We start from the raw sequence: 23,119 nt of genomic DNA on the forward strand, positions 1-23,119 counted from the left end.
GGTGGGTCAATTTTGGTTGGAAACCCCGGGTCAGTTTTGCGTGGAAATCAACACCTGTCGCCCGTGCAGAGGCGCGAAAATGTAGGTGGTTAGTCCCTACAGCCGCTTATTCCAGATCTACCCATCTTTTCGACGACCTCCCCTGCTAGAGAGCCCGAGGTGACATGCCGCCCGAACGGTGCTCCAATCCTGTCTATTGCGTCTAGTCACCAATCCTGAGGAGGAACACCGATGGCAACGAAGAAAGCGGCTCCGGCCAAGAAAATCGCAACCAAGGGAGTTGCTCCCAAGCCCATCAAGGAAGCGCTGACAAAGTCAGGCTTGATCGCCCACATCGCTGAAGTCAGTGAAGTTTCCGCGAAAGAAGTACGTGCCGTGCTCGCCGCCCTGGAAGGCGCTATGAGTGCTTCCGTCTCGAAGAAGGGTGTTGGCCAATTCACCCTGCCTGGCATGATGAAAATCACCGCCTCAAAAGTCGCCGCCAAGCCGAAGCGCAAGGGCATCAATCCGTTCACCAAGGAAGAAGTGTGGTTCGCGGCCAAGCCGGCTTCGATCAAGCTTAAGGTGCGTCCACTCAAGAAGCTCAAAGACGCTGCTGCCTGATCGTTTCGAGTTGGTGAACTTAGGGGTGCTCGTCGCAGTTGCTGGCTAGCACCTCGCACGGTTCGAGGATTCCAAGTCGCTTGCGTCGTAGTGCCGGAGCAATGCTGCACTTGCGGAAATGTCAGCATGGTCATTCGGCGAATTTGGCCCGATTCGCTGGTCCTGTCAGGCAGCTGGAACGAGCGAATCTAAAAGGCTCTTGGCTTGTGAGTCAGATTGAGAGTCAGGCGACATGACCACATTGAGCTAGAGCCTTATGAAACAAGGCTGTGCGCTGGTTATGTGAGTGCTGGTGGGCCCATACCAACATCGTTTCACGCCACCGCATCGGTCACTGGGGCGCGGCGCATCAACGGCTTTACCCAGCTCGAGCTTGAGTTGCTGGCATTCGCCCAAATCACCTCGTCGATCATCTGCGTCACGAGCACGCGCTTCTCACCGACGAGATCAATCTGACGTGGGTTCGAAGGCTTGGCTATGTGCCGTGGCAGCAGATCGGTTTCGACAGTCCGACGTGCGGGCGCTTTGACTGACTTGTCATTTGAAGGTCACGCGACCGAGGCCATACTTGAAATCCACGTAGCCACCGTCACCTGTTGGAGAGCCATGAATAAGCAAAACGAGCTACTCGATCCGGAATTCATCCAGCAACAACGCGAGCGGCTGGAAACCCTGCAATCGGAGATCAAATCTTCGCGCGAGTTTCGTCAGGAGGATGAGTTGCAGCTTCAGGCCGCACGCCGTAACCAGAGCCATGCCAGCGGTGGCGACGCACAGAAGAACGCGTTGCAGGACAACGACCGCGCGGTTCGAGCCCACGCTCGCATGCGAATGCAAGCAGTGCGCCGCGCGCTGGAGAAAATCGAGGATGGTAGTTATGGCCGATCTGACCAAAGTGGTGATCTGATCCCGCGTGATCGTTTGATAGCGCTGCCTGCTTCGCTATTCACAGTAGAGGAAGAGGAAATGCGTGAACGCGACGCGGAGCGTTACGACTAGGGAAGTTTGGGTCTCCCAGACACTTTGTCTCTGTGCAAAGTGCAATGAAAATGCACGCTGTTCGGAGACGGTTGGATGTGGCTTACAGGAGTTCTGGTGATGTCCTTGCACGCACATCTATTTCCGGCTCGCCGTATTTCCGTCCGACACTGACGGCTGGATTCCTGCACGCTTGGGGATCGACAGCCGGTCTTCACAGTAAGGCGCTTGCGAGCCCACGCCGTAGCATTTCGGCGACACGCTCAGTCTGCTCGAAATTTGCTGCATTGCCGCAAAAACTCCAACATTGACGGGCACTTACGCACGCGCTAGCTTTGCGCAGCCAGGGGCGGACTGTACGGGTCCGAATGGCGCAATCCGGGGCCTGATGTTCTTCAGGACTCTTCATCAATCCGAATAGCATCTTCTTGCGCAAGGGGCTTTCCATGAATTCCCGATCCGGCAGGTACGTCCGTGCCTTGTTTCCGCTCCTTGCGTTGGCTGCCGTCGGCACGCCGGCCATGGCCAATACCCTGAACCAGAACGTCTCCTGGACTATTGATCGCGCCAACACGACTGCCAAATATCGGGTGGTGGCGTATGGCGATTCCATCTATGCGGGTTACAACGGATCCACCTTGAACGCCGCCAAGTATTCGGCGCCGACGGTGGATGCGGAATACCTGTCCGCGTTGTGGAATGCCGACATCGAAAGCGTGCGGCGCACGAAGTCGGGTGCGGTGGCGTCGGACGTGTACCAGAACAAGATCGTCGCCGAGAAGTCCTACATGCAGGCCAGCTCGACCCGCGTGGTGACATTCGAGATGTGCGGCAACGACGGCTTGCAGGCGCGCAGCAGCTTCAAGGGCCAGAGTGGCACCTGCAACTACAGCGTGCTCACTACGGCCGAAGCCAATTGCAAGGTCAACGTTGCGGCAGCAATGGACTTCATCAACGCCAATGCCTATGCCGGAACCAAGCAGAAAATTGTCGCCAACCTGTATTACCCGGGCTACAACGCCGACAGCGCGAAGAGTTCCTGCAAGGATTCGGCCACCGGCGCTACCGTGGTGATGCGCGACAAGTTCCTGCCGTCGATCGCGCGGATGAATTACTGGATGTGTGAATACGCCCGCCAGAAGGGCTTCAAGTGCGTCGACAATTTCGCCGAATACATGGGTGCGGAATACGACAGCAACAATGACGGCGTGGTCGATTCCGTTGCGTTGCGCTACGTTCCCGGTGAAAGTGAGTCCAGCTACGTGACCCGCATCACCAGCACCCTGCGTTCGACCCTGCGCGATGCCAACACGCACTTCGTGTCGTCGTCCAGCAGCTACGACTACATCCAGTCCGATGACACCCACCCGACCTACACTGGCGGCACCGTGAAGGCGGGGCTGTTTGGTGGCACCACCAGCTCGGGCGTGGCGCGCTATACCTCCTACTCCAGTGGCAAGAGTTCGATCTGGAACCTGTACGGCCACGAGCGGATGGGCTGGGCGCTGTCCACCTACAACGCCGCGACACCATAACGGCCAACAGGAACGACGGCCATGGTTGACCACGTGCCGTCCGGTACCCCATCGCCCGATCCACGGGGCGATGGGGTCCGCATCATCAAGCGCGGCGGCACGAAGCACAGCGGCCGACTTTTCAAATGGGTGGTAGTGGTTCTCGTCGGCGTGTGCGTGGTGTCCGGCGCGGTGCTGCTTTGGCCAGCGCCAGCTGCACGCCACGAATCTTCGGATGCCACAGCCAACAATGCCGTTGCCAACAGCGGCAATGATCAGCCTGGCGCCGGCATGACAGCGCGTGGCGACGGGATGATGCCGGCAAATTCCACCCGGCTTGCCGCAGCCGACGACATCTCCAACTACATTGCACCGGGCGAGGCACCGCCGATGGCTGAAGTGATTGCGCGCCTCAACAAGGCCGGCGTGCATACCGGGCTGGGTGCGTTCTCGCCACCCGGCACCAGTCCACCGATGGTCGGGTTGGCGGTACCCGAGGATTTCAAGCTGCCGGAAGGCTACGTGCGTCACTACCAGGCGACCGATGACGGCCAGCGGATCGATCCGATCCTGATGTTCTCGCCGGATTTCGAATTCCTCGACGCGGCGGGTCGGCCGCTTCCACTGCCGGCAAACATGGTCGTGCCGCCGAACATGGCGCCACCGGGTTTGCCGATCCATCTGATCAAGATTCCGCCACCGTTGGCAGCACAGGGTTCGCCGGGCTGAACAGCGTGCGGCGTTCCGGATTCCGCTGGCATGCATGGGCCGGTCTGGTCGCCAGCGCGGTGCTTGCAGGCGTGTATGCGCGTGGCGGACATGCATGGGTGCTGGGCTTCGTTGTGCTGGTGCCATGGCTGCTAGCGCTGGAATCGTGCACCACAGTCGCGGCGACCCTGCGCAGCAGCTGGGTGATGGTGGTGGCCTTCACCGCGGCGGTATTCGGCTGGTTCGGGGTGGCGATTGGCAACTACACCGGCATGGGCGCCGCCACCGGCGTGACCGCGTTGCTGGTGCTGGCGCCGCTGTTGCAACCACAAATCATCACGTTCGCACTGGTTCGGCATTGGGTGGGGCGCAGGCATGGTCCGTGGCTGCGCGCAACGGCCGCTGCTTCGGCATGGGTGGCCTGTGAATGGCTGGTGCCGCACCTGTTCGGCGACAGCCTTGGGCATGGCCTGTATCCGTCGCCACTGCTGCGCCAGTTCGCCGATGTCGGTGGCGTGGCCGGCATTACTTTCCTGCTGATCCTCGCCAACGAATGCATTGTGATCGCGATTACCCGTCGTCGCGAAGGCGCACGCAGGCTTGCGATGCCGCTGCTCGCCGCCATCACCATCCTTGGGCTGATGTCCGGCTATGGCGCGCTACGCCTGTCCAGCCTGCAGGCATCGGCCGGGAGCGATGGCACGCCGCTGCGCATCGGCATGGTGCAATCGAACATCTACGACTACGAACGCCTGCGTCGCGAACTGGGTGCGTATGAAGTTGTCCGCCATGTCCTCGATACCCACTACGCACTGTCGCGCGAAGCGATCAACCAGCACGGCGTGGATGCCTTGCTGTGGTCTGAAACCGTGTACCCAACGACCTTCGGTCATCCCAAGAGCGAAGACGGTGCGGCGCTGGACCATGAGATCCAGGCCTTCGTCGCATCGACTGGCATTCCATTGGTGTTCGGCACGTATGACCTCGACGATCAGGGCGAATACAACGCCGCAGCCTTCCTTGATGCGGGTGGCGAGACCCTAGGCTTCTATCGCAAGACCGACTTGTTCCCGCTGACCGAATATGTCCCGCCGTGGCTGGACGGCGCGGTCCTGCGTCGTGCATTGCCATGGGCAGGCAACTGGCAACCCGGCGATGGTGCGCGCGTGTTCCCGCTACGCATGCGCGATGGGCGCGAGGTGCCGGTGTTGCCGCTGATCTGCCGTGACGATGTCGATACCGGGCTTGCACGCGATGGCGCGCGGCTGGGCGCGCAGTTGATCCTCGGGATGTCGAACGACTCCTGGTTCACCGATCATCCGACCGGTGCGAACCTGCATCTGGCGGTGGCGGCGTTCCGCAGCATCGAGACGCGGATGCCGCAGGTGCGAGTGACCGCCAACGGTATCAGTGCGGTGATCGACGCCACTGGCGCGGTCACCGCGTCCGCGCCGATGGGTGAAGCCGTGCTGCTGGTCGGTGAGGTCTTGGTGCGCGAGCCACCGATGACGCTGCTGGTGGCCTGGGGCGATTGGGTAGGTCGCGCCTGCCTGGCATTCCTTGCGTTGCTTGGTTTGATAAGTGGCATTGACACCTGGCGGTCCCGCAAGCAGTCGTTGCGTGATGCAAACGCAACGTCGCTATCGAACGACACATACCGTGCAGATACCCTTGTGCTGACGCCGTTCTGGCGCATCGTGATCACGGCACTCAAGTTGTTGGCACGCGTCAGCCTGCTATGGATGGGGCTGGCCTGGTTGTTCGGTGATGCATCAAGGCTGACCTCGATCAGCGGCATCCGGATGTTCCTGGCACTGGTCGCAGCGCCGGAATTACTCGCTTGGTGCATCACACGTGCGTTCTCGGCATCGGTTTTCGTCGACAACGATGCACTAGTGCTGGAGCAGCGCACGCGCCGAATCGAAATCCCGTTGCGCAACATCGCCAGCCTGCGGGCATGGCGTTGTCCGCTGCCGACCGCGGGCGCTTGGATCGAACTTGCGAGTGGGCAGCACTGGCCGGGCGGCATCGCACTCGCTGATCTTCCGGCACTGGCGAATGCACTTGTGCATGCGGGCGCGGCGCCCGCGTTGGCAGGCGCGAAAGATGGACGCATCACGGCGTATGCGCGGATGCGGGCGATGTCGCCGCGGACCTGGCTGGACCATGGCTTCATGAGGTTCGTGCTGTTCCCGCTGGTGCTGGCGTTACCAGCGTTCCGGCTGCACCAGCACATCGCGTTCGGTGGCACGTTCGGCGAATATCAGAGCTACGGCCTCACTGCGTACCTGCTTGCATTGGCGATCTGGTGGGCGTCCTGGGCGATAGGGCTGGTGATGTTTGCAGCCGTGCTGCGGATCGCGACCGAAGCCGGGACAATGCTTGCGATGATGTGGCGGCCAGCACAGGCAGTTGCGGCCAGGCAATGGCTGGAAACAGGTGCGCGTCTGCTGTTCTACGTGGGTGTGCCTGCCTGGTGGTTGCTGCGTATCTGGACCGGGTGATGCCGGGAGGCACACGGCATCGGGATAAACTCCAACCCGAATGAATTCGCTCCAATCATAAGGTGTGCAATGGCTCTTCTGCTTGAAACCGTGGAACACGAAACCGGCCCGCAACCGCAATGGAGCGTGCTTTGGCTGCATGGCCTGGGCGCAGATGGCAACGACTTTGCGCCGATCGTGCCGGAGCTGCTAGTTCGGGATGGGGTCCGCCGCGACTGGCCGGCGCTGCGCTTCGTGTTTCCACATGCGCCAATGCGCGCGGTCACGATCAATGGCGGCGCGCGGATGCGGGCCTGGTACGACATCCGCGACATGGACCTCAATAACCGCGCCGATCACGAAGGCGTGGCCGAATCGGTGACCCAGGTCGATGCATTGATCGCGCGTGAAGCCAAACGCGGCGTGCCTGCCAATCGCGTGTTGTTGATCGGCTTTTCGCAGGGCGGCGCGATTACCTTGGCAGTGGGTCTAGCACGCAGCACTCCGCTGGCCGGGCTGGTCGGATTGTCCACTTATCTGCCGATGCCGCCTGCCCGCGCGGCGGAAACGCTGCAACCGGGTGCGGCTTCGCAACCGCTGTTCATGGGCCATGGCCAGTTCGATCCGGTGGTGCCGTATGCCGGTGGCGAGCTGAGTGCGCAGGCGATGCGCGAGTTCGGTTTCGATGTGCAATGGCATCGCTATCCGATGCAGCATGCAGTTTGCGCGGAAGAAATCCGCGACCTTGGCGACTGGATGAGCGCACGCTTCGGCGCCGGCTGATTGGCGAAGGGCATCACGCATCGCGTGCATGGCCGACTGCCGACACATGGGCCGCGCGGGCGACTCGGGCTACTATCAGACAAGGCACCACGTGTTGCCGGGCAGGGGACCGCGAGATGGACACAGCACCGATGCGGGTGGTGATCGCCGACGACGAACCCTTGGCGCGCGAGCGCCTGCGCGCGCTGTTGGCTGGCCTGGGTGGTGTTGAGGTGGTGGCCGAGGCCGGTGATGGCCACGCCGCGCTGCATGCCTGCGCCGAACATCATCCGGACCTGGTGCTACTGGATATTTCGATGCCGGGCATCGATGGCCTGGAAGCCGCGCGCCACCTGGCCGCATTCGAACCACGCCCGGCAGTAGTATTCTGCACCGCGTTCGACGCGCATGCGCTGTCTGCGTTTGAGGCGCAGGCGATCGACTACCTGGTCAAGCCTGTGCGACTGGAACGCCTTGCGGCTGCGCTGGAACGCGTGCGCACGTTCGCGGCCGGCATGGCCCAGGCGGCCAGTGAAGATGGCAGTGACGGGCAGCGCCGCACCCACCTGTGTGCGCGCCTGCGCGGCAGCCTGCGGCTGATCCCGATCGAGGACATCCACTACCTGCAGGCCGAGGAAAAATACGTGGTCGTGCATCATGCGCGCGGCGAGGATCTGATCGAGGAATCGCTGAAGTCGCTGGAGTCCGAATTCGGCGAGCGCTTCGTGCGCATCCACCGCAACTGCCTGGTTGCCCGCCACGAGATCATCGAACTGCGGCGTATCGGCGATGGCCACACCCAAGCCGTGCTGCGCCATGGCGAACATCCACTGGAAGTCAGTCGGCGCTGCGTGTCGCAGCTGCGGGATACGTTGCGGCATCTATAACCCTTCTCCCTCCCACCCCGCCGGAAATGGGCGCGGCGGCGAGACTGGCGGGCGGGTCGCGCAGCGGCATTTCGAGCCGCGTAGCGAACGCGCGCCAGTAGGCGCCGTCGTACAGCCGATGCGGCGATAATGTCGCCATGACCACGCTACGCATCGCCACCCGCAAGAGCCCGCTCGCCCTGTGGCAGAGCGAACACGTCGCCAGCTGCCTGCGCGCCGCGCATCCCGGGCTGGATGTGGTGCTGGTGCCGATGAGCACGCGTGGCGATGAAGTGCTGGACCGTTCACTGGCGGCAATCGGCGGCAAGGGCCTGTTCCTCAAGGAACTGGAACTGGCGATGCAACGCGGCGAAGCCGACTGCGCGGTGCATTCGCTCAAGGACGTGCCAATGGAATTGGAGCCGGGCTTTGCGCTGCCGGCGATCCTGACCCGCGCCGATCATGCCGATGCCTTCGTCAGCAACCGCTTCGATGGCATCGACGACTTGCCGCAAGGTGCCCGCGTCGGTACCTCATCATTGCGCCGGCAATCGCAACTGCGCGCACGCCGCCCCGAGCTGCAGTTGCTCGACCTGCGTGGCAACGTCAACACGCGCCTGGCCAAGCTCGACGCCGGCGATTACGACGCCATCGTGCTGGCCTGCGCCGGCCTGCAACGGCTTGGATTCGATGCGCGCATTCGTGCGCGACTGGATGCGCCGGACTGGTTGCCGGCACCGGCGCAGGGCGCGATCACGATTGAGTGCCGCAACGATGACGTTTCGATCGCGGATTTGTTCGCGGTGCTGGACGATGCGACCACGCGCAGTTGTGTCGAAGCCGAGCGTGCGATGAACCGCGCCCTGCATGGCAGCTGCCATGTGCCGGTGGCAGCGTTCGCACAGTTGTGTGACGGCATCATTTCGCTTGCGGGTCTGGTGGGCTCGGCATCGACCGGCGCAGTCGTACGCGCAGATGCAAAAGGACCAGTCGATGCACCGGATGCGCTGGGCATCCGCGTTGCCGAGATGCTGCTGGCACAGGGTGCGGGTGCATTGATCGACGCCGCATTGTAGGAACCCCGTTTACGGCGCGATTTCAGGGATTCAGGGCGCGACCTAGTAGTACAGCGTCACCATGTGCCGGGCCTGTGCGAAAAACAGCCAGCGTTCAACGAAGGCACCGGCAAGCGCACTGATCGCGCCCAGGGAGATACACAGTGTTGAATTGCCGTGCACAAACACCAGCATCGGCAGCAGTGACAGGAACGGCAGCATCACAAACAGAACCACTGCGAGCAGTCGCAGCTTGCGCACATGCGTGCGGGCGACCACGAAGGCCATCTCGCGGGTGATGTAGTTGGCTTCGGTATGCGGGCGTTCGAACACCGTGGCGGTGCGCTGCGGCAGGCCGATGGCATCGCCGCGATGTTGCGCGAGCGGCGTGCGGTCGATGGACCGCCAATAGGCCACTTTCAAGATGAGCAGCGTCAGCGCGATGGCGATCAACAACCACGGCAGCGCGCCATCAAGGCCGGATGCATCCGGCACGGTGGACAGCAGCATCGGCAAGCCACCGGTCAGCAGTGCGAACAACAAGTAGCCGGGCAACACCAGCGAATGACGCCACGCCGGGATGGGCTTGAGGCTGGCATAGATCATCGCCGTGGATGCGACCGTGGCGAGGCTGAGCAAAGCCAGCAGGCCGCCGACCATGCGAATGACCGGCGCGATCTCGCCTGGCGTGCCTTTGCTCAGCAGCAGGAGCAATACGAATGCCGGCACGAAACTGGCGACCGCCAGCACGCCCTCGCGCGACAACCACGAGGTGCGCCATTGCGAGAACGCCCGCCATGCCCGCATCGGCTTGCCGAGGTGCCAAAATGACGCCAGCAGGCCAACCGCCGCGGCAATGCCGGCAATGATCAACAGCACGATCCAGCCCATTGCCTGGAAACCGATCAGCGCATTATCCAGTGCGATGCGCAGCCCAAGCCAGGCCCACAGGCCGAAGCCGGCGCCGGACAGTGTGGTGAAAAAAATGACCGAAAAAGCCGGGTTCATGCCATCCACGCCTGCGCGGCACTGCCGCAAATGGAATGCACTCGGCGTACCGGTTTGAAGCAATGCGTACCCACGATTACTCGATTACCACCGCGGTGCCAGTGGCGGACACCATCAGCATCGAGCCGCCGTCCTGGACCTGGATGGTTTCGTAGTCCAGGTCGACTCCGACCACCGCATTGGCGCCGCGTTCGCGTGCGGATTCCAGCATGTCCTCGATCGCCTCGGTCTTGGCCGAACGCAGGACTTTTTCGTAGCTGCCGGAGCGGCCGCCAACCATGTCGCGCAGGCTGGCGAACATGTCGCGGAACATGTTGGCGCCGAGGATCGCATCTCCGCTGACCAGTCCGTGGTACTCGACGATGCGGCGCCCCTCGAACGTGTGGGTGGTGGTGATCAGGATGTCGGGCTTGGCCATGGGTCGTGTCTTCAGCGTTTGAGGATGCGGTTCAACCAGCGCTGCGTGAGCGAGCCGGCATTGATCTCTGTGTCCGACGTGGCGTCTTGCGTGCCACTTCCGTTGCGGCGCGGGCGCGGTGGCAGATAACGGTTGACTGGCGCATAGCCCAGCTCCGGCATCAGCGCCACGCCACCGCGATCGAGCACCAGTTTCGAAATGTCCGAATCCGGATCGCCGAGATCACCGAAATGCCGGGCCTTGGTCGGGCAGGCCTGCACGCAGGCGGGCTGGCGGTCGACTTCGTCCAGGTTCTCGTTGTAGATGCGATCCACGCACAGCGTGCATTTCTTCATCACCCCTTCGACTTCCGAGAACTCGCGCGCGCCATATGGACAGGCCCACGAACACAATTTGCAGCCGATGCACTTGTCCTCGTCGACCAGCACGATGCCATCTTCGGCGCGCTTGTAGCTGGCGCCGGTCGGACACACAGTGACGCAGGCCGGGGTTTCGCAATGCAGGCAGCTGCGCGGGAAATGCAGGGTCTGTGCAGGCTGCTGGGTTGCCGCGTCGGCTTCCAGTTCGTAGCTGTGCACGCGGTTGAACCACACGCCCTGCGGATCCTTGCCGTACGGGCGTTCGTCGGTCAGCGGGCCGGCAATACCGCCGGCATTCCATTCCTTGCAACTGGTCGCGCAGGCATGGCAGCCGACGCAGGTGTCCAGGTCGATGACCAGGCCGAGTTTCTTTTTCGATGGCGGTGGCAATGCGGTCATCGGCGTGCCGTGTGCAGGCGTCGATGCGCCGGGCTGCACCGGAGGGCGCGCCCTTGGCATGCGCACGGCTGGTGGGCGAGGTGGCGCATCAGAACGGGAAGTAGCGCGGAATGAGAATGATGGCCATGCCCCAGAACAGCAGGTTGAGTGGAATCCCGATTTTCGGAAAATCGATAAATCGATACCCACCGGCGGTGTAGACCATTGTATTGGTCTGGTAGCCGACTGGGGTGGCAAAGCTCGTCGATGCGGCGAATGCCACCGCCACCAGGAAGGGTTTCGGGTCCACGCCAAGGTTGTGCGCCGTGGAAATCGCGATCGGCACCACCAGCACGGCGGCGGCGTTGTTGCTCATCACTTCGGTCATGACCGCAGTGATCAGGTAGATCGCGGCCAGGGTGACGACCGGGCCATGGTCGGCGATCGAACCCAGCGCATGGCGCGCCATCCAGTCGGCGCCACCGGTCTTCTGCAGCGCGATGCCCAGCGGCAAAAGCCCAGCCAGCAATACGATGACCCGCCAGTCCACTGCGGAATAAGCCTCGTCGCTGCGCAGGCAGCGCAACATCACCAGGGCAATGCTGCCAAGCAGCGCGGTGGCCACGATCGGCAGCCAGCCCAGCGCGGCCATTCCCACTGCCGCGGCGATCACCAGCACCGAGGCGATCGCGTGCCACCAATCGATCTGGCGCTTGCGTTGCTCACCCAGCAGGACCAGCCCGGGATCCGCGCGCATGATGTCCAGCGACGACTTCGGGGCGTCCAGCATCAGGATATCGCCCACCGCCAGTACCACGTGGTGCGGCGGCAAGCGCATGCTGCCACTGGCGCGTTGCAGGCCATGCACCAGCGCCCGATGCGAATGTCCGAACCGCAGTTCGGCCAAGGTGTGGCCGGCCAGGTGAGAGCCGGGCGCGACCATGACCCGCGCATGTACGCGTTCCTCGTCGGGGTTGCCGGACAGGTCGGACGCCACCGGGTCGAAGCTCAGGTTCAACTTGGCCCGCAGCGCATCGAGTACCGGCCAGCTGCCGCGCAGCAACAGCCGGTCGCCCCGCTGGATCGGTTCGCTGCGCGGCCTGTCCAGCAGCACGCCGTCACGGCGGATTTCCAGCAGGTAGGCGTCGCCGGTTTCCAGCGGCAGCGCGACCCCACCGGTCTTGCCGATCACGGATGAGGAACGTCCCACGATCAGCTCGGTCAGGAAGCGTCCGCGGCGTTCGTCGAGCGGCGCGGCTGGCACCCCGAGGTCCGGCAGCAGCGTGCGAGCCAGCATCAGATAGATCATGCCCACGCCGACGAACCAGATGCCCAGCGGGGCGAACTCCAGGACGCTGAACCCGCTCAGCCCGGATTGGCGCGCCAGTGAATCCACCAGCAGGTTGGTGGAGGTGCCGACCAAGGTGCACACGCCACCAAATTGTGCCGCGAAGGATAGCGGGATGAGGAATTTCGATGGCGCCAGCCGGTTGGCGCTGACGGTCGCGATCACCATCGGCAGGAACACCGCGACCACGGCGGTGTTGTTGACGAAGGCCGACAGGCCCGCGGCCAGGATCATCATGACCAGCGCGAACAACCAGCCCCGGCGGATTCGCGCCAACTGATCGCCCAGGGCCCCGATCACGCCACTGTGCTGCAGGCCCGAGCTGAGCACGAACATCGCAGCCACGGTAATCGTCGCAGGGTTGCTGAAACCCGACAGCGCTTCCGCCGGGGTAAGCACGCCGGTCACCAGCAGCGCAGACAGCACCAGCAAGGCGATCACGTCTATGGCGAGCTTTTCGGTCACGAACAGGAACACTGCTCCCGCCAGCACCGCCAGCGTGACCGCCAGCTGCAGGGTCATCTTGCCGGTCCGATGGTCATCTGCGCATGACCTTGCGCTCGACAGCCGCGGGAATGCTGTCGACGCGATCCAATGTTGCGTCGCTCATCGTGCGGCTTCCTTGTTGCGACGACGTAATCCCGCCCCGTAGCGCAGTGGCGCTTCGCTGGCCTCGGCCTGGCCTACCGCGGGGAGTTGCGGCTCGCTTTCGGCATCGTCCGATTGCTGTGCGGCCTTACGGATCGACACCCGAAGATCGAACCACGCCGCCTGCCCGGTGACCGGATCGGCATTGGCGTAATCGCCCTTCGGGGTGATGTCGGAAATCAAATGGTTGAGCAGAAATCCCTTGCGCGATTCCGGCGCGTCCCTGGCCAGTTTCCACGCACCCTTGCGCTTGCCGATCGCATTCCAGGTCCACACGGTGTTTAGTTGCACGTTGGATGCGAATTTCGCCTGCACAGTAATCGTGCCGTGGTGCGATGACATATCAATCCAGTCTTCGTCGGCGATGCCGTGCGCGGTGCCGGTGTCTGGATGCAGATAGAGGTAATTGCGCGCGGTGATCTGTCGCAGCCACGCGTTCTGGCTGCCCCAGGCGTGGTACATGAACATGGGTCGCTGCGTTACCGCATTGAGTGGGAATCTTGATTTCCCGTTCTGATGTGCGTCATCAAGCTGCGCACCCTCGAACGGCTCATACCAGATCGGCAGCGGATCAAAGTAAGTCGCGACGCGCTCGCGATGTTCCGGCGGCGGCTGCACCGCGCCATGGCCCTGCGCGGCGAGGCGGAATTTCTGCAGGGTTTCGGAATACAGCTGCAGCACGATCGGTGCGTCGTTGGGCACGAAGCCGAAGCCTTGTGCCCAGCGCAGGTAGTCGCGGTTGGCCATCTTGAAATAGCGCGCAGACTCCGGAATTTCCTCGCGCCAGAAGCTGCCGTTGTCGATATAGCGTTGCAACTGATCGGGATTCGGCGCGCCCTTGCCGTGCTGGTCGCCATTCGCGCCGCGCCAGCCCGCCAGCAGGCCCACGCCGGGTGCACGCTCATGGCGGACGATGTAATCGGCGTAGTCGCGATATTTCGCCGAGCCATCCTCGTTGATCAAGCCGGGTAAACCCAACCGAACGCCGAGATCGATCAGTACCGACTGGAACCCGCGCACGTCGCGCGGCTTGCCTTCGACATCCTGCGTTTCCGGCGCCAGCACCGGGTGCCGGATCCCATCGGCCACGCCATCGGCATCGGAGATGGGCCGGTCGAGCAGGCTGATGGCATCGAAACGTTCGAGGTACGTCGTGTCCGGCAGCACCAGGTCGGCGTAAGCGACCATCTCGCTGGCATAGGCATCGGAATAGATGATGCGCGGGATTTTGTATTCGCCGGCTTCGTCCTTGTCGGTCAGCCAGCCGATGGTCTCGCCGGTGTTCATCGCCGAGTTCCAGCTCATGTTCGCCATGAACATCAGCAAGGTGTCGATCTTGTAGGGGTCACCGGCATGCGCATTGCGGATCACGGTGTGCAGCATGCCGTGCGCAGCCAGCGGATACGCCCATGAAAACGCATGGTCGATGCGACGCGGCTGGCCATTTTCATCGACCACAAGATCCTCGGGCCCATGCACGAAGCCCAGCGGCGGCGCGTCCAGCAGGCCATCCGGCTGGCGCGTCTTGCCTGGACGATTCGCAGGGGGGACGGGCTTCGGGAATGGTGGCTGGTAGCGGAACGAGCCCGGCGCATCGACCGCGCCGAGCAGCAACTGCAGCAGGTGCAGCGCGCGACAGGTATGGAAGCCATTGCTGTGCGCACTGATCCCGCGCATCGCATGCATCGACACCGGCCGACCGACCATTTCTTTGTGCTCACGGCCCCAGCTGTCGGTCCATGCGATGGGCAGCGTGAGGCCACTGTTGAATGCGGCTTCGGCCAGTTCGCGCGCGATGCGGCGGATGCTGTCGGCGGGAATGCCGCAACGTTCGCTGACCGCTTCGGGTGCGTATTGCGGATCAAGGTAGCGATCAGCGATCAACTGGAAAACCGGCACCGTGATGCGGCCATCGGGCAATGTGTATTCGCCGACGACGACGGGTGAGGTGTCGATGGCGTTTGCATCGACGGCAACATTTTTTTCAGCGTCCCAGCACAGTGCTTCGCCATCCGCATCGCGGGCGAACAGCCCGTCGTCGGCGCCGCCGGGATTGCGAATCACCAGCCAGTGCGCATTCGCATAACGCACCAGGTAGTCCAGGTCGATGCGATCCATCCGCAGCAATTCGTGCACCAGCGCGAAAGCGAACAGGCCATCGGTGCCCGGGCGTATCCCGATCCATTCGTCGGCAATCGCGCCATAGCCACTGCGCACCGGATTGACCGCCACGATCTTGGCGCCGCTGGCCTTGAGTTTGGCCAGGCCCAGCTTGATCGGGTTGGAGTCGTGGTCTTCGGCCACGCCCCACAGCATCAGGAAGCGGGTGTGTTCCCAGTCGGGTTCGCCGAATTCCCAAAAGCTGCCACCGACCGAATACAGTCCGCCTGCGGCCATGTTGACCGAACAGAATCCGCCATGCGCGGCGTAGTTGATCGTACCGAATTGCTGCGCCCACCAGCCGGTCAGCGCTTGTGATTGGTCGCGGCCAGTGAAGAACGCAAGTTCATCCGGATTGCGCGCGCGGATCGGGGCCAGCCACGAAGTCGCGATGTCGAGCGCCTCGTCCCATTCGATCTCGCGGAACTCGCCGCTGCCGCGCTCGCCCACGCGCAACAATGGTTTCGACAGGCGTGCCGGCGAATAGTGCTGCATGATCCCTGCCGCGCCCTTGGCACACAGTACGCCCTGATTCACAGGATGGTCGTGGTTGCCCTGGATGTAACGGATCGTTTTTCCGTTGGTCCCACCATCTGCCAGCCACACCTTGATGCCGCAGCGGCAGGCGCACATGTAGCAGGTCGTACTTTTGACCTCATCGCCCGGGGAGGGTGACAGGTTGAGCTGGGGTTCTGTCATGCCCCATTGTGCCGCGCCTTCGGGCCGATGCGCTATTTGGGCGCGTCGATGCTCAGGGTCGGATCGTTGATGCGCGAGTACCGCATCGTCATGGTCATCGGAGTGCCCTTGCTGTCCATGTTCATGCGCATCTGCAATGGCATGCCATCAGGTGCGATCCACAGTGTGTAATCGCTCGCCTTGGGTACGGACTGGCGCACGTTGTACTTCTGGGTACTGATGCCCTCGACCGATTCGCTGCCCATGCCTTCGGCGGTCATGCTGGCTTCGGCCTCCTTGAAGTTGCCCGGATCGCGCCACTTGCTCGTGGTGTTCTTCGGCATCGGCACTTTCATGCTGCGACCTTGCGTCGACATGTACATGGTGTCGCCGACGATGATCTGGGTGCCGACGCCGGCCATCTCCATGCGAAAGCGGTCCGGTGCCACGAAGTCGACTTCATTGCCCATCATGGCTTTCGGCCCGCCGCTCATTTTCATGCTGACGTGGTAGCTGGTGGCATCCATCATTTTGTGCATCGAGGCGATCACGGCCTCGCGCGGGCTGGTCATCGGGTTTATCGCATCCGCCGCAGCTGCAAAGTGCTCGCTGGCACTGGCTTTGGTGTCCTCCCGGGGTGCATCCATCGATGGGGGCGCTGCGAGATCGGCGTCGGTGGCTGCGGGCGCAGACGGCTTGCAGGCGGCCAAGCCCAATAGCAGGGCAAGGCCCAGCAGTGACAGCGAAGGCAGTGTGCGCGGCAGGATCATGGTCATGGTGGCCAATTGGTCATGGGTGTTGGTTGTTCAAACGCGTTCCCTGCGGAATCGAGGCCAGAAAGCCGTATGCCGGCATAATCGACGCATGGTCGATCTTCCGGGCGACATCGCACTGCGTGGCGGCATCTTCCTTGGCGTGCTGGGCACGCTAATGGTGCTGGAGGTGTTCCTGCGTGGCCCCAATCCGCCACCCATGCGTGGTCGGCGCTGGCCAGCCAATGCCGGCCTGGTCCTGCTCGACACCGTACTTGCGCGGCTGTTGCTGCCTGCCGGCGTGGTCGGTGCTGCCGCGTGGGCACAGGCGCAGGGGTTCGGACTGCTGAATCAGCTCGCGTGGCCTGCATGGCTGGAGTTCGGCATCGCGCTGGTGCTGCTGGATCTGGCGATCTATTGGCAACACCGGCTGTTGCATGCATGGCCCTTGCTGTGGCGGTTGCACCGGGTCCATCACACCGACCGCACCCTGGACGCGACATCGGCCCTGCGCTTCCACCCGTTGGAAATGCTGCTGTCGCTGGCGATCAAGATCGCGCTTGCGGTTCTTCTAGGCATCCCGCCAGTGGCGGCAATGGTGTTCGAAGTGCTGCTCTCGAGCTTCGCCCTGGTCACCCACGCGAATCTCGCGTTGCCGCACTGGCTGGATCGCCCTGTACGCGCGCTATTGGTGACACCCAACATGCATCGCATCCACCATTCCACCGATGTCGATGAGCAGCATCGCAACTTCGGCTTCAACTTGAGTCTGTGGGACCACGTGTTCGGCAGCTTCGTCGCGCACGCGCGCAGCCAGCCGCAGGATTTCGGCGTTGACGGCGTCGATATGGACGAGGCGACGGGTTTCGTCGCGCTGCTGCGCGAGCCGTTCGTGACCCGCGATTAGCAGGATCTCTAGTAGGAGCGCCCTTCAGGGCGCGATGAAGATTCGTCGCACTCTATCGCGCCCTGAAGGGCGCTCCTACATGCTCAGGCTGCGCAGCCAGTTGGCGAGGCGAGTTTGTTCCGGCAGTGGATCACGCAAGGCATCCAGTGCCGACCACAACGGCGAGAGGTCATCGATGGCATCGACATCGCGCAAGCTGCGCAGGCGCGTGATTGACACGTCGCCCAAGCCATCGCAGAAGCGCGTGGCGGTATCGGCCCGCGACCACGGCGTTGTTGACCATGCCATTGCCGGCACGCCGCCACTGGTGGCGAACAACCAGAAGCCGCCGTCGATACTCGGGCCGAGCACATGCTGGCTCGTTTGCAGGCCATGCGTGGCAGCGACGATGTCGGCGACGGTGATCTGCGGGGTGTCCGCGCCCAGCAACAGGGCTGCATCGAAGCGAGTGAACATGGACTCGGTGACGTGGCACATGCGCGCGCCGAGATCGCCTTCGCCCTGATCGATACGGGGTAACGAGGCCCACAACAGCTCGTCGAGTGCAGCGGTTTCGGCGACGGCCCAATGCGTCGTCAGCAGCGGCATGTCTCGTTGTGCCTGGCGCGCCACCGCAGCCACCGCGTCCGCAGCGAGCAGGTGGAACTGCTGCGCGGCGTCGACACCGATGCCGGCGGCCAGCCGCGTCTTCAATGGCGAATGCCGCGGCGTCTTGACGAAGATCGCGATGCCAACGCGCCCATGCTTCGGCAGCGTCATGTTCGCCGGGATTCCTGTTTTGCCTGGGCCGCTGTCAGCCGCAGGTGTCGCGCGGTGGTGCGCAGCCAACCCTGTTCGGCATATTTGCGCGCACTGGTCGATAGCGTTCCGCCGACACAGCGCAATGGCAGGCCGATACGACGCGCGCGCCATACCATCGCGTGGTCCTCGCCGTATGCCAGCGCGGGATCGAATGGGCCAAGTCGCGCCGCATCGTCGCGGTGCAGGACGAAACCCTGGTCGCCGAATGGCAGGCTCAGCCAGCGTGCGCGCAGGTTGGCGCCGAGTGCATTGAACGCCATCGGCCAAGGGCCATCGTCGGCGAACGCGAGCCGGAACCAACCTAGCGCACGCGGCATGCTGGCGAGGTACTCGCGCAATGCCGGCCAGGTATCCGGTTGCAGGCGCGAATCGGCATGCAACAGCCACAGCCACTGGCCATCCGCGGCGGTGATCCCTGCATTGAGCTGGTGGGCGCGTCCAGCTGGTGCCGACAGTGCCACGCAATGGTCCGGCACATCGTTCGATTGCGCATCGCCATCGGCGAATACCAGCAGCAGCTGCGGGCGCGATGCGAGTTGCGACAGTTGTTCGACCAAGCCGCGCCAGGCAACATCGCCCGGGCCTACTGGAATGATTATCGACAAGGACGGAATGTTCGGGTCATGCATTCCGGATCAGGCCAGGCTGCCGCCGCAACTGCTGCCAGCACCTGCGGTGCAGCCGTAGCAATGCTGGGCGAAGGCGATTGGCCGCGTTTCGATTTCGTCCAGTCGCGCGATATCCCACAACGTGGTGCGCGCGTGGCCGAGTTCGATTCCCAGCATCTGGTTGAAATCGCAGTCGTAAAGGCCGCCATCCCAGCCGACCGAGACCAGGTTGCGGCACATCACGCCGAGTGCGGCGCGTGGATTGAAATTGTCGATCAGCAGTTGCATGTAGGCATCGAGTTCACCGTCGCGCTCGAGCTCATGCAGGAAGCGCTTTATCGGCATGTTGGTGATCGTGAACAACTGATTGAACGTGATGTCGAAGTCGTCGTGCAGGCGCTGGCGATAGTCGTTTTCTAGCAACGCCTGCGATGGCGGCAACTTCGCGCCGATCGGGTTGTAGACCAGGTCCAGTTCCAGCCCGCTGCCAGATGTGCCGTAGCCAAGAGCGTTTAATCGCAGGAGCGCATCGATACTCCCGCCGAACACGCCCTTGCCGCGCTGCTTGTTGACGTTTTCGGGCGTGTAACAGGGCAGCGAGGCCACCACTGCCACGCCTTGCGCGGCGAGGAATTCGGCAGTGTCTTCCTGGCCTGGCTCGAACAGCACCGTGAGGTTGCAACGATCAATTACCTTCAGCCCGCGTGCACGGCCTGCGCGCACCAGTTCGCGGAATTGCGGATGCAGTTCGGGCGCACCACCGGTCAGGTCCAGCGTATGCAGTGCCGGCGCCGTATCCATCAATTCGATCAGCCGCGTGATGCCGCGGGCATCCACTGCTTCGTGGCGTTTCGGCCCGGATTCGACATGGCAATGGGTGCAGGCCAGGTTGCAGCGCGCGGTCAGGTTGACCTGCAGGATCTCCAGTGGCGTGCGTGCAAGTGCGATGCCGTGGCGCTGCAGCGTGCGTGTGAAAGATCGCGTGGGTGCAGCGAGGACGGCATTCATGGTGTCGCTCCCGTGACCGCGAAGCGGATGTCGCCAAAAAAGCTCACCGTTGATTCCCCCGTGTTGTCGGTGTCCACTGCGACCGCGATCCCGGTGATGCGCGGGTCTGCGCTGCCGAATGCTCGTTTGTAGTCAGCGGCAACGTCGCGCTGCAGTGACACCCACTGTCCTTGCCGAGCTGTGCCGCTGGTCGCCACGATCATCTTGACGAAGCCGGTGTAGGCGTTGTCGCGGATCGTGCCCACCGGTTGTTTGTTGTCCCAGACATAGCAGAGCGCTGCCGGCGGCAACTGGTCGCCATAGCGGGCGCGGCCGAGTTTGTAGGCGATGCGTTCGCCGAACGACATCTGCGCCGGCTTGCGATCGAAGAAGACATACAGGCGCGCCGAATAATCGTCGCCGGACTTCGATGTCAGGTCGGCCTTGTCGAGGACCCTTTCAGTCTTCCAGCGCCAGTGCAGCTGTCCTTCGACAAGTGGATCGATGCTCAACGCGTAGCGCAGCGAGGCCGCGGCGTTGTCGGCGCGGGCGCGCAGCACCGTGATGCCGCTGTCATCGACGAGGTCGAAACGGGTTTGGCGTTCCACCTTGGGGATCGGCTGCACGCTCCAGCCGGCTGGCACTGCGGTGCCCGGCGCTACGCTGGAAAAGCGAACGGGTTGCGCGGCCAGCGCCAGCACCGGCAGCAGCGTGAGCAGCCACAGCCAATGCATGTTTCGGCTCATGCGCCGCGACCCCGTTTCCAACGGTGGTAGCGCTCGGCAAGCTGCAACAGTTTTTCAGGCTGATGGCGCTTGCGGCGTTCACCGGCCACCGACTTGATCGCTTCGGCGAAGGTTGGATAGGCGAATACCGTGCCCAGGATCTTGTCCAATCCAATACCCTGCTTCATCGCCAGCGCGAATACCGCGATCAACTCGCCAGCGCGCTCGCCGACCACGCTGGCACCCAGGATTTTGTCCTTGCCCGGCGTGACCAGCACCTTGACGAAACCGGCGGTGGCGCCTTCGGCGACCGCCCGATCCAGCCCGGACATTTCGTACTTCACCACCTCGACCTCAATGCCTTGCTCCTTCGCCTCCGCCTCACTCAGGCCCACGCGCGCGGCCTCGGGTTCGGTGAAGGTGCAAGCCGGCAGCACCCGATAGTCGGCGCGGAACGACTTGAACCCACCGAACAGCGCATTGGCCGCGGCATACCAGGCCTGGTGCGCGCCGGCATGGGTCAGCTGGTATGGGCCGGTGACATCGCCGACGCAATAGATATTGGGGAATCGCGTGCGCAGGAATTCGTCGGTTTCGATGGTCTGGTTCTTGCGCAGGCCGAGGTCGAGCGTGTCCACGCCATAGCCATCGACATTGGCGCTGCGGCCGATTGCGACCAGCAGCACATCGAAGTTGATCTTGTCTTTTTCCTTGCCGTGCTCGACCACCAATGCCGGTGAATCGCCGCCTTTGATCTCGACCGCCTTGTGCCCCAGGCGGACATCGACGCCATCGTGCTCCAGCGCGGCCTGCACCACGGTCGCAACATCGCGGTCTTCGCGACCCAGCAATTGCTTGCCCATTTCAACAAGACTGACCTTGCTGCCAAGGCGCGCGAAGGCCTGCGCCAGTTCGCAGCCGATCGGCCCGCCCCCCAGGATTACCAGCCGCTTCGGCAACGTCTGCAGATCCCAGATCGAGTCCGAGGTCAGGTATGCGACCTGGTCCAATCCGGGGATCTTCGGTACCAGCGGGCGACCACCCGCGGCGATCACGATATTGCGACTCGTCAGGGTCTTGCCGTTTACCTCTACTTCCCATGGCGAGATGATCTTGGCCTCGCCCTGGACCACGTCGACACCGAGCTTGCGGTAACGCTGCGGCGAGTCGTGCGGGGCGATGTCGCGGATCGAGTCGCGTACGTGCGAAATGACTTTGGCAAAATCGACCTCGAGTTTGCCCGTGGTCACGCCGAAACGCACACCATCACGTGCTTCGCTGGCAGCGCGCGCGGCGCGGATCAGCGCCTTGGATGGCACGCAACCGCGGTTGAGGCAGTCGCCGCCCATCTCGGCCTTTTCGACCAGGGTGACCTTGGCGCGCACGGTCGCCGCGATATAGCTGGTGACCAGGCCGGCCGCGCCAGCACCGATCACGATCAGATTGCGGTCAAATTTCCTGGGCTTGTTCCAGCCTTTGTAGACACGGCGCGCGCGCAAGCTATCGAGCACTTTGCGTGCGATCAGCGGCAGCAGGCCCAGCGCGACGAAGGCCAGCAGCATGCGCCAGCTGAGAATCCCGGACAGCGATTGAAGCTGGCCCAGCTCGCGACCGGCATTCACGTAAACCACGGTGCCAGCGAGCATGCCAATCTGGCTGACCCAATAGAACGTCCACGCACGAATCCCGGTCAGGCCCATGGCCAGGTTGATCACGAAGAACGGCAATAGCGGCACCAGCCGCAGGGCGAACAGGTAGAAGCCGCCTTCGCGTTCGATGCCGGCATCGATGCGCTTGAGCCGGTCGCCGAAGCGCTTGCGCACGCTGTCGCGCAGCAGGTAGCGCGAGGCCAGCATCGCCAAAGTCGCGCCGATGCTGGCCGAGAAGGAGGCGATCAGCACACCGCGCCACATCCCGAACACCGCACCGGCGAACAGGGTCAGCAGGGTCGCACCGGGTAGCGACAGTGCGGTGACCACGATGTACAAGCCGGCGAAGGCGAGCGCGGCGCCGAGCGGATGCGCATCGACCTGGCCACGCGCCTGTCCCAGCAACGATTGCAGCTTGGCCAGGGTCAGGTACTCGGCGCCGCCACCGAAATACAGCGCCAGCGCGGCAACGATGACGGTGAGCAGGAAGAGAGTTTTGGTACGAGACATCGGCTGGCCTTAGCAGTAGGTGTCGAGCAAGAGGTCGCCGCTGCCATCCAGGGCTTCAGCATAGACATCCGGGAGCAGGTCGTGGTCCATGCAGGATCCTGTTGAAGTGGGTCATGACGGTGGATGCCGGCACCAGGCCAGCATGCCTTCATTCGCGCGAAGGCCATGGAAAGTTACGTGCGGGCCGCATATGCGGATGCGCGCCGGAGCAATA

General features: G+C 63.1%; 20 protein-coding genes. 9 read left to right on the forward strand and 11 right to left on the reverse strand.

From position 1 onward, the window contains the following. Positions 1 to 231: 231 nt before the first annotated feature. From PSV05_RS12645 to hemC, 8 genes are all read left to right on the forward strand, one after another. Positions 232 to 603 (forward strand): HU family DNA-binding protein, encoded by a 372-nt coding sequence (locus PSV05_RS12645; RefSeq protein WP_300065745.1) that lies wholly within the window; start codon positions 232 to 234, stop codon positions 601 to 603. Between the two features lie 534 nt (positions 604 to 1,137). Beyond that, complete coding sequence (locus PSV05_RS12650) at positions 1,138 to 1,602, forward strand: TraR/DksA family transcriptional regulator (RefSeq protein ID WP_300065747.1); 465 nt, start codon at positions 1,138 to 1,140, stop codon at positions 1,600 to 1,602. Between the two features lie 425 nt (positions 1,603 to 2,027). Then, positions 2,028 to 3,116 (forward strand): hypothetical protein, encoded by a 1,089-nt coding sequence (locus PSV05_RS12655; RefSeq protein ID WP_300065749.1) that lies wholly within the window; start codon positions 2,028 to 2,030, stop codon positions 3,114 to 3,116. Between the two features lie 21 nt (positions 3,117 to 3,137). Continuing rightward, entirely contained in the window at positions 3,138 to 3,824 is a 687-nt protein-coding gene (locus PSV05_RS12660; protein WP_300065751.1) for a hypothetical protein, read from the forward strand. 5 nt (positions 3,825 to 3,829) lie between these two features. Further along, positions 3,830 to 6,307: an apolipoprotein N-acyltransferase gene (gene lnt, locus PSV05_RS12665; RefSeq protein ID WP_300065752.1), complete on the forward strand. Its 2,478-nt coding sequence runs from the start codon at positions 3,830 to 3,832 to the stop codon at positions 6,305 to 6,307. 69 nt (positions 6,308 to 6,376) lie between these two features. Next, on the forward strand, positions 6,377 to 7,069 hold the full coding sequence (locus tag PSV05_RS12670) for a dienelactone hydrolase family protein (RefSeq protein ID WP_300065754.1): 693 nt from the start codon (positions 6,377 to 6,379) through the stop codon (positions 7,067 to 7,069). 131 nt (positions 7,070 to 7,200) lie between these two features. After that, a complete protein-coding gene (locus PSV05_RS12675; protein ID WP_300066967.1) occupies positions 7,201 to 7,935 on the forward strand; it encodes a LytTR family DNA-binding domain-containing protein in 735 nt (244 codons plus the stop codon). 137 nt (positions 7,936 to 8,072) lie between these two features. Beyond that, positions 8,073 to 8,990: a hydroxymethylbilane synthase gene (hemC, locus tag PSV05_RS12680; RefSeq protein WP_300065756.1), complete on the forward strand. Its 918-nt coding sequence runs from the start codon at positions 8,073 to 8,075 to the stop codon at positions 8,988 to 8,990. A gap of 42 nt (positions 8,991 to 9,032) precedes the next feature. Here the strand turns inward: hemC and PSV05_RS12685 are convergent, their stop codons facing one another. The 6 genes from PSV05_RS12685 to PSV05_RS12710 all read right to left on the reverse strand — a co-directional run bounded on the left by PSV05_RS12685 (position 9,033) and on the right by PSV05_RS12710 (position 16,742). Beyond that, positions 9,033 to 9,977, reverse strand: a complete 945-nt coding sequence (locus tag PSV05_RS12685; RefSeq protein ID WP_300065757.1) for a DmsC/YnfH family molybdoenzyme membrane anchor subunit — start codon at positions 9,975 to 9,977, stop codon at positions 9,033 to 9,035. A 76-nt stretch (positions 9,978 to 10,053) separates the two neighbouring features. After that, a complete protein-coding gene (locus PSV05_RS12690) occupies positions 10,054 to 10,395 on the reverse strand; it encodes a YbjQ family protein (RefSeq protein ID WP_345782259.1) in 342 nt (113 codons plus the stop codon). 11 nt (positions 10,396 to 10,406) lie between these two features. Then, positions 10,407 to 11,213 (reverse strand): 4Fe-4S dicluster domain-containing protein, encoded by an 807-nt coding sequence (locus PSV05_RS12695; protein ID WP_300065759.1) that lies wholly within the window; start codon positions 11,211 to 11,213, stop codon positions 10,407 to 10,409. A gap of 28 nt (positions 11,214 to 11,241) precedes the next feature. Next, the gene (locus PSV05_RS12700) at positions 11,242 to 13,002 is read right to left on the reverse strand and encodes an SLC13 family permease (protein WP_300065761.1); all 1,761 of its coding nucleotides are present in this window, start codon (positions 13,000 to 13,002) and stop codon (positions 11,242 to 11,244) included. An 84-nt stretch (positions 13,003 to 13,086) separates the two neighbouring features. Further along, positions 13,087 to 15,987 carry a molybdopterin oxidoreductase family protein gene (locus tag PSV05_RS12705; protein ID WP_300065763.1) on the reverse strand — a complete coding sequence of 967 codons (2,901 nt, stop codon included), beginning with the start codon at positions 15,985 to 15,987 and terminating at the stop codon, positions 13,087 to 13,089. Between the two features lie 32 nt (positions 15,988 to 16,019). Then, positions 16,020 to 16,742: a hypothetical protein gene (locus PSV05_RS12710; RefSeq protein ID WP_300065765.1), complete on the reverse strand. Its 723-nt coding sequence runs from the start codon at positions 16,740 to 16,742 to the stop codon at positions 16,020 to 16,022. Between the two features lie 88 nt (positions 16,743 to 16,830). On the opposite strand from PSV05_RS12710, the gene PSV05_RS12715 reads away from it, so the two are divergent. Further along, positions 16,831 to 17,625: a sterol desaturase family protein gene (locus PSV05_RS12715; RefSeq protein WP_300065767.1), complete on the forward strand. Its 795-nt coding sequence runs from the start codon at positions 16,831 to 16,833 to the stop codon at positions 17,623 to 17,625. Between the two features lie 75 nt (positions 17,626 to 17,700). Here PSV05_RS12715 and PSV05_RS12720 read toward each other — a convergent pair whose 3' ends face one another. From PSV05_RS12720 to PSV05_RS12740, 5 genes are read right to left on the reverse strand one after another with little or no spacing between them, the layout of a single operon-like run. Continuing rightward, positions 17,701 to 18,384: a DUF2064 domain-containing protein gene (locus PSV05_RS12720; RefSeq protein ID WP_300065769.1), complete on the reverse strand. Its 684-nt coding sequence runs from the start codon at positions 18,382 to 18,384 to the stop codon at positions 17,701 to 17,703. Continuing rightward, positions 18,381 to 19,031, reverse strand: a complete 651-nt coding sequence (locus tag PSV05_RS12725) for a glycosyltransferase (RefSeq protein ID WP_300065771.1) — start codon at positions 19,029 to 19,031, stop codon at positions 18,381 to 18,383. The genes PSV05_RS12720 and PSV05_RS12725 overlap by 4 nt, the downstream gene beginning before the upstream one ends. Positions 19,032 to 19,061: 30 nt before the next feature. After that, positions 19,062 to 20,042, reverse strand: coding sequence for an arsenosugar biosynthesis radical SAM (seleno)protein ArsS (gene arsS / locus PSV05_RS12730; protein ID WP_300065773.1), 981 nt, complete (start codon positions 20,040 to 20,042; stop codon positions 19,062 to 19,064). Then, the gene (locus PSV05_RS12735; protein WP_300065775.1) at positions 20,039 to 20,767 is read right to left on the reverse strand and encodes a DUF3047 domain-containing protein; all 729 of its coding nucleotides are present in this window, start codon (positions 20,765 to 20,767) and stop codon (positions 20,039 to 20,041) included. The genes arsS and PSV05_RS12735 overlap by 4 nt, the downstream gene beginning before the upstream one ends. Then, entirely contained in the window at positions 20,764 to 22,905 is a 2,142-nt protein-coding gene (locus PSV05_RS12740; RefSeq protein WP_300065777.1) for a bifunctional TVP38/TMEM64 family protein/FAD-dependent oxidoreductase, read from the reverse strand. The genes PSV05_RS12735 and PSV05_RS12740 overlap by 4 nt, the downstream gene beginning before the upstream one ends. Between the last annotated feature and the right edge of the window lie 214 nt (positions 22,906 to 23,119).

The organism is Thermomonas sp. (genome assembly GCF_029945965.1).
In the GTDB taxonomy this organism is placed as follows: Bacteria; Pseudomonadota; Gammaproteobacteria; order Xanthomonadales; family Xanthomonadaceae; genus Thermomonas.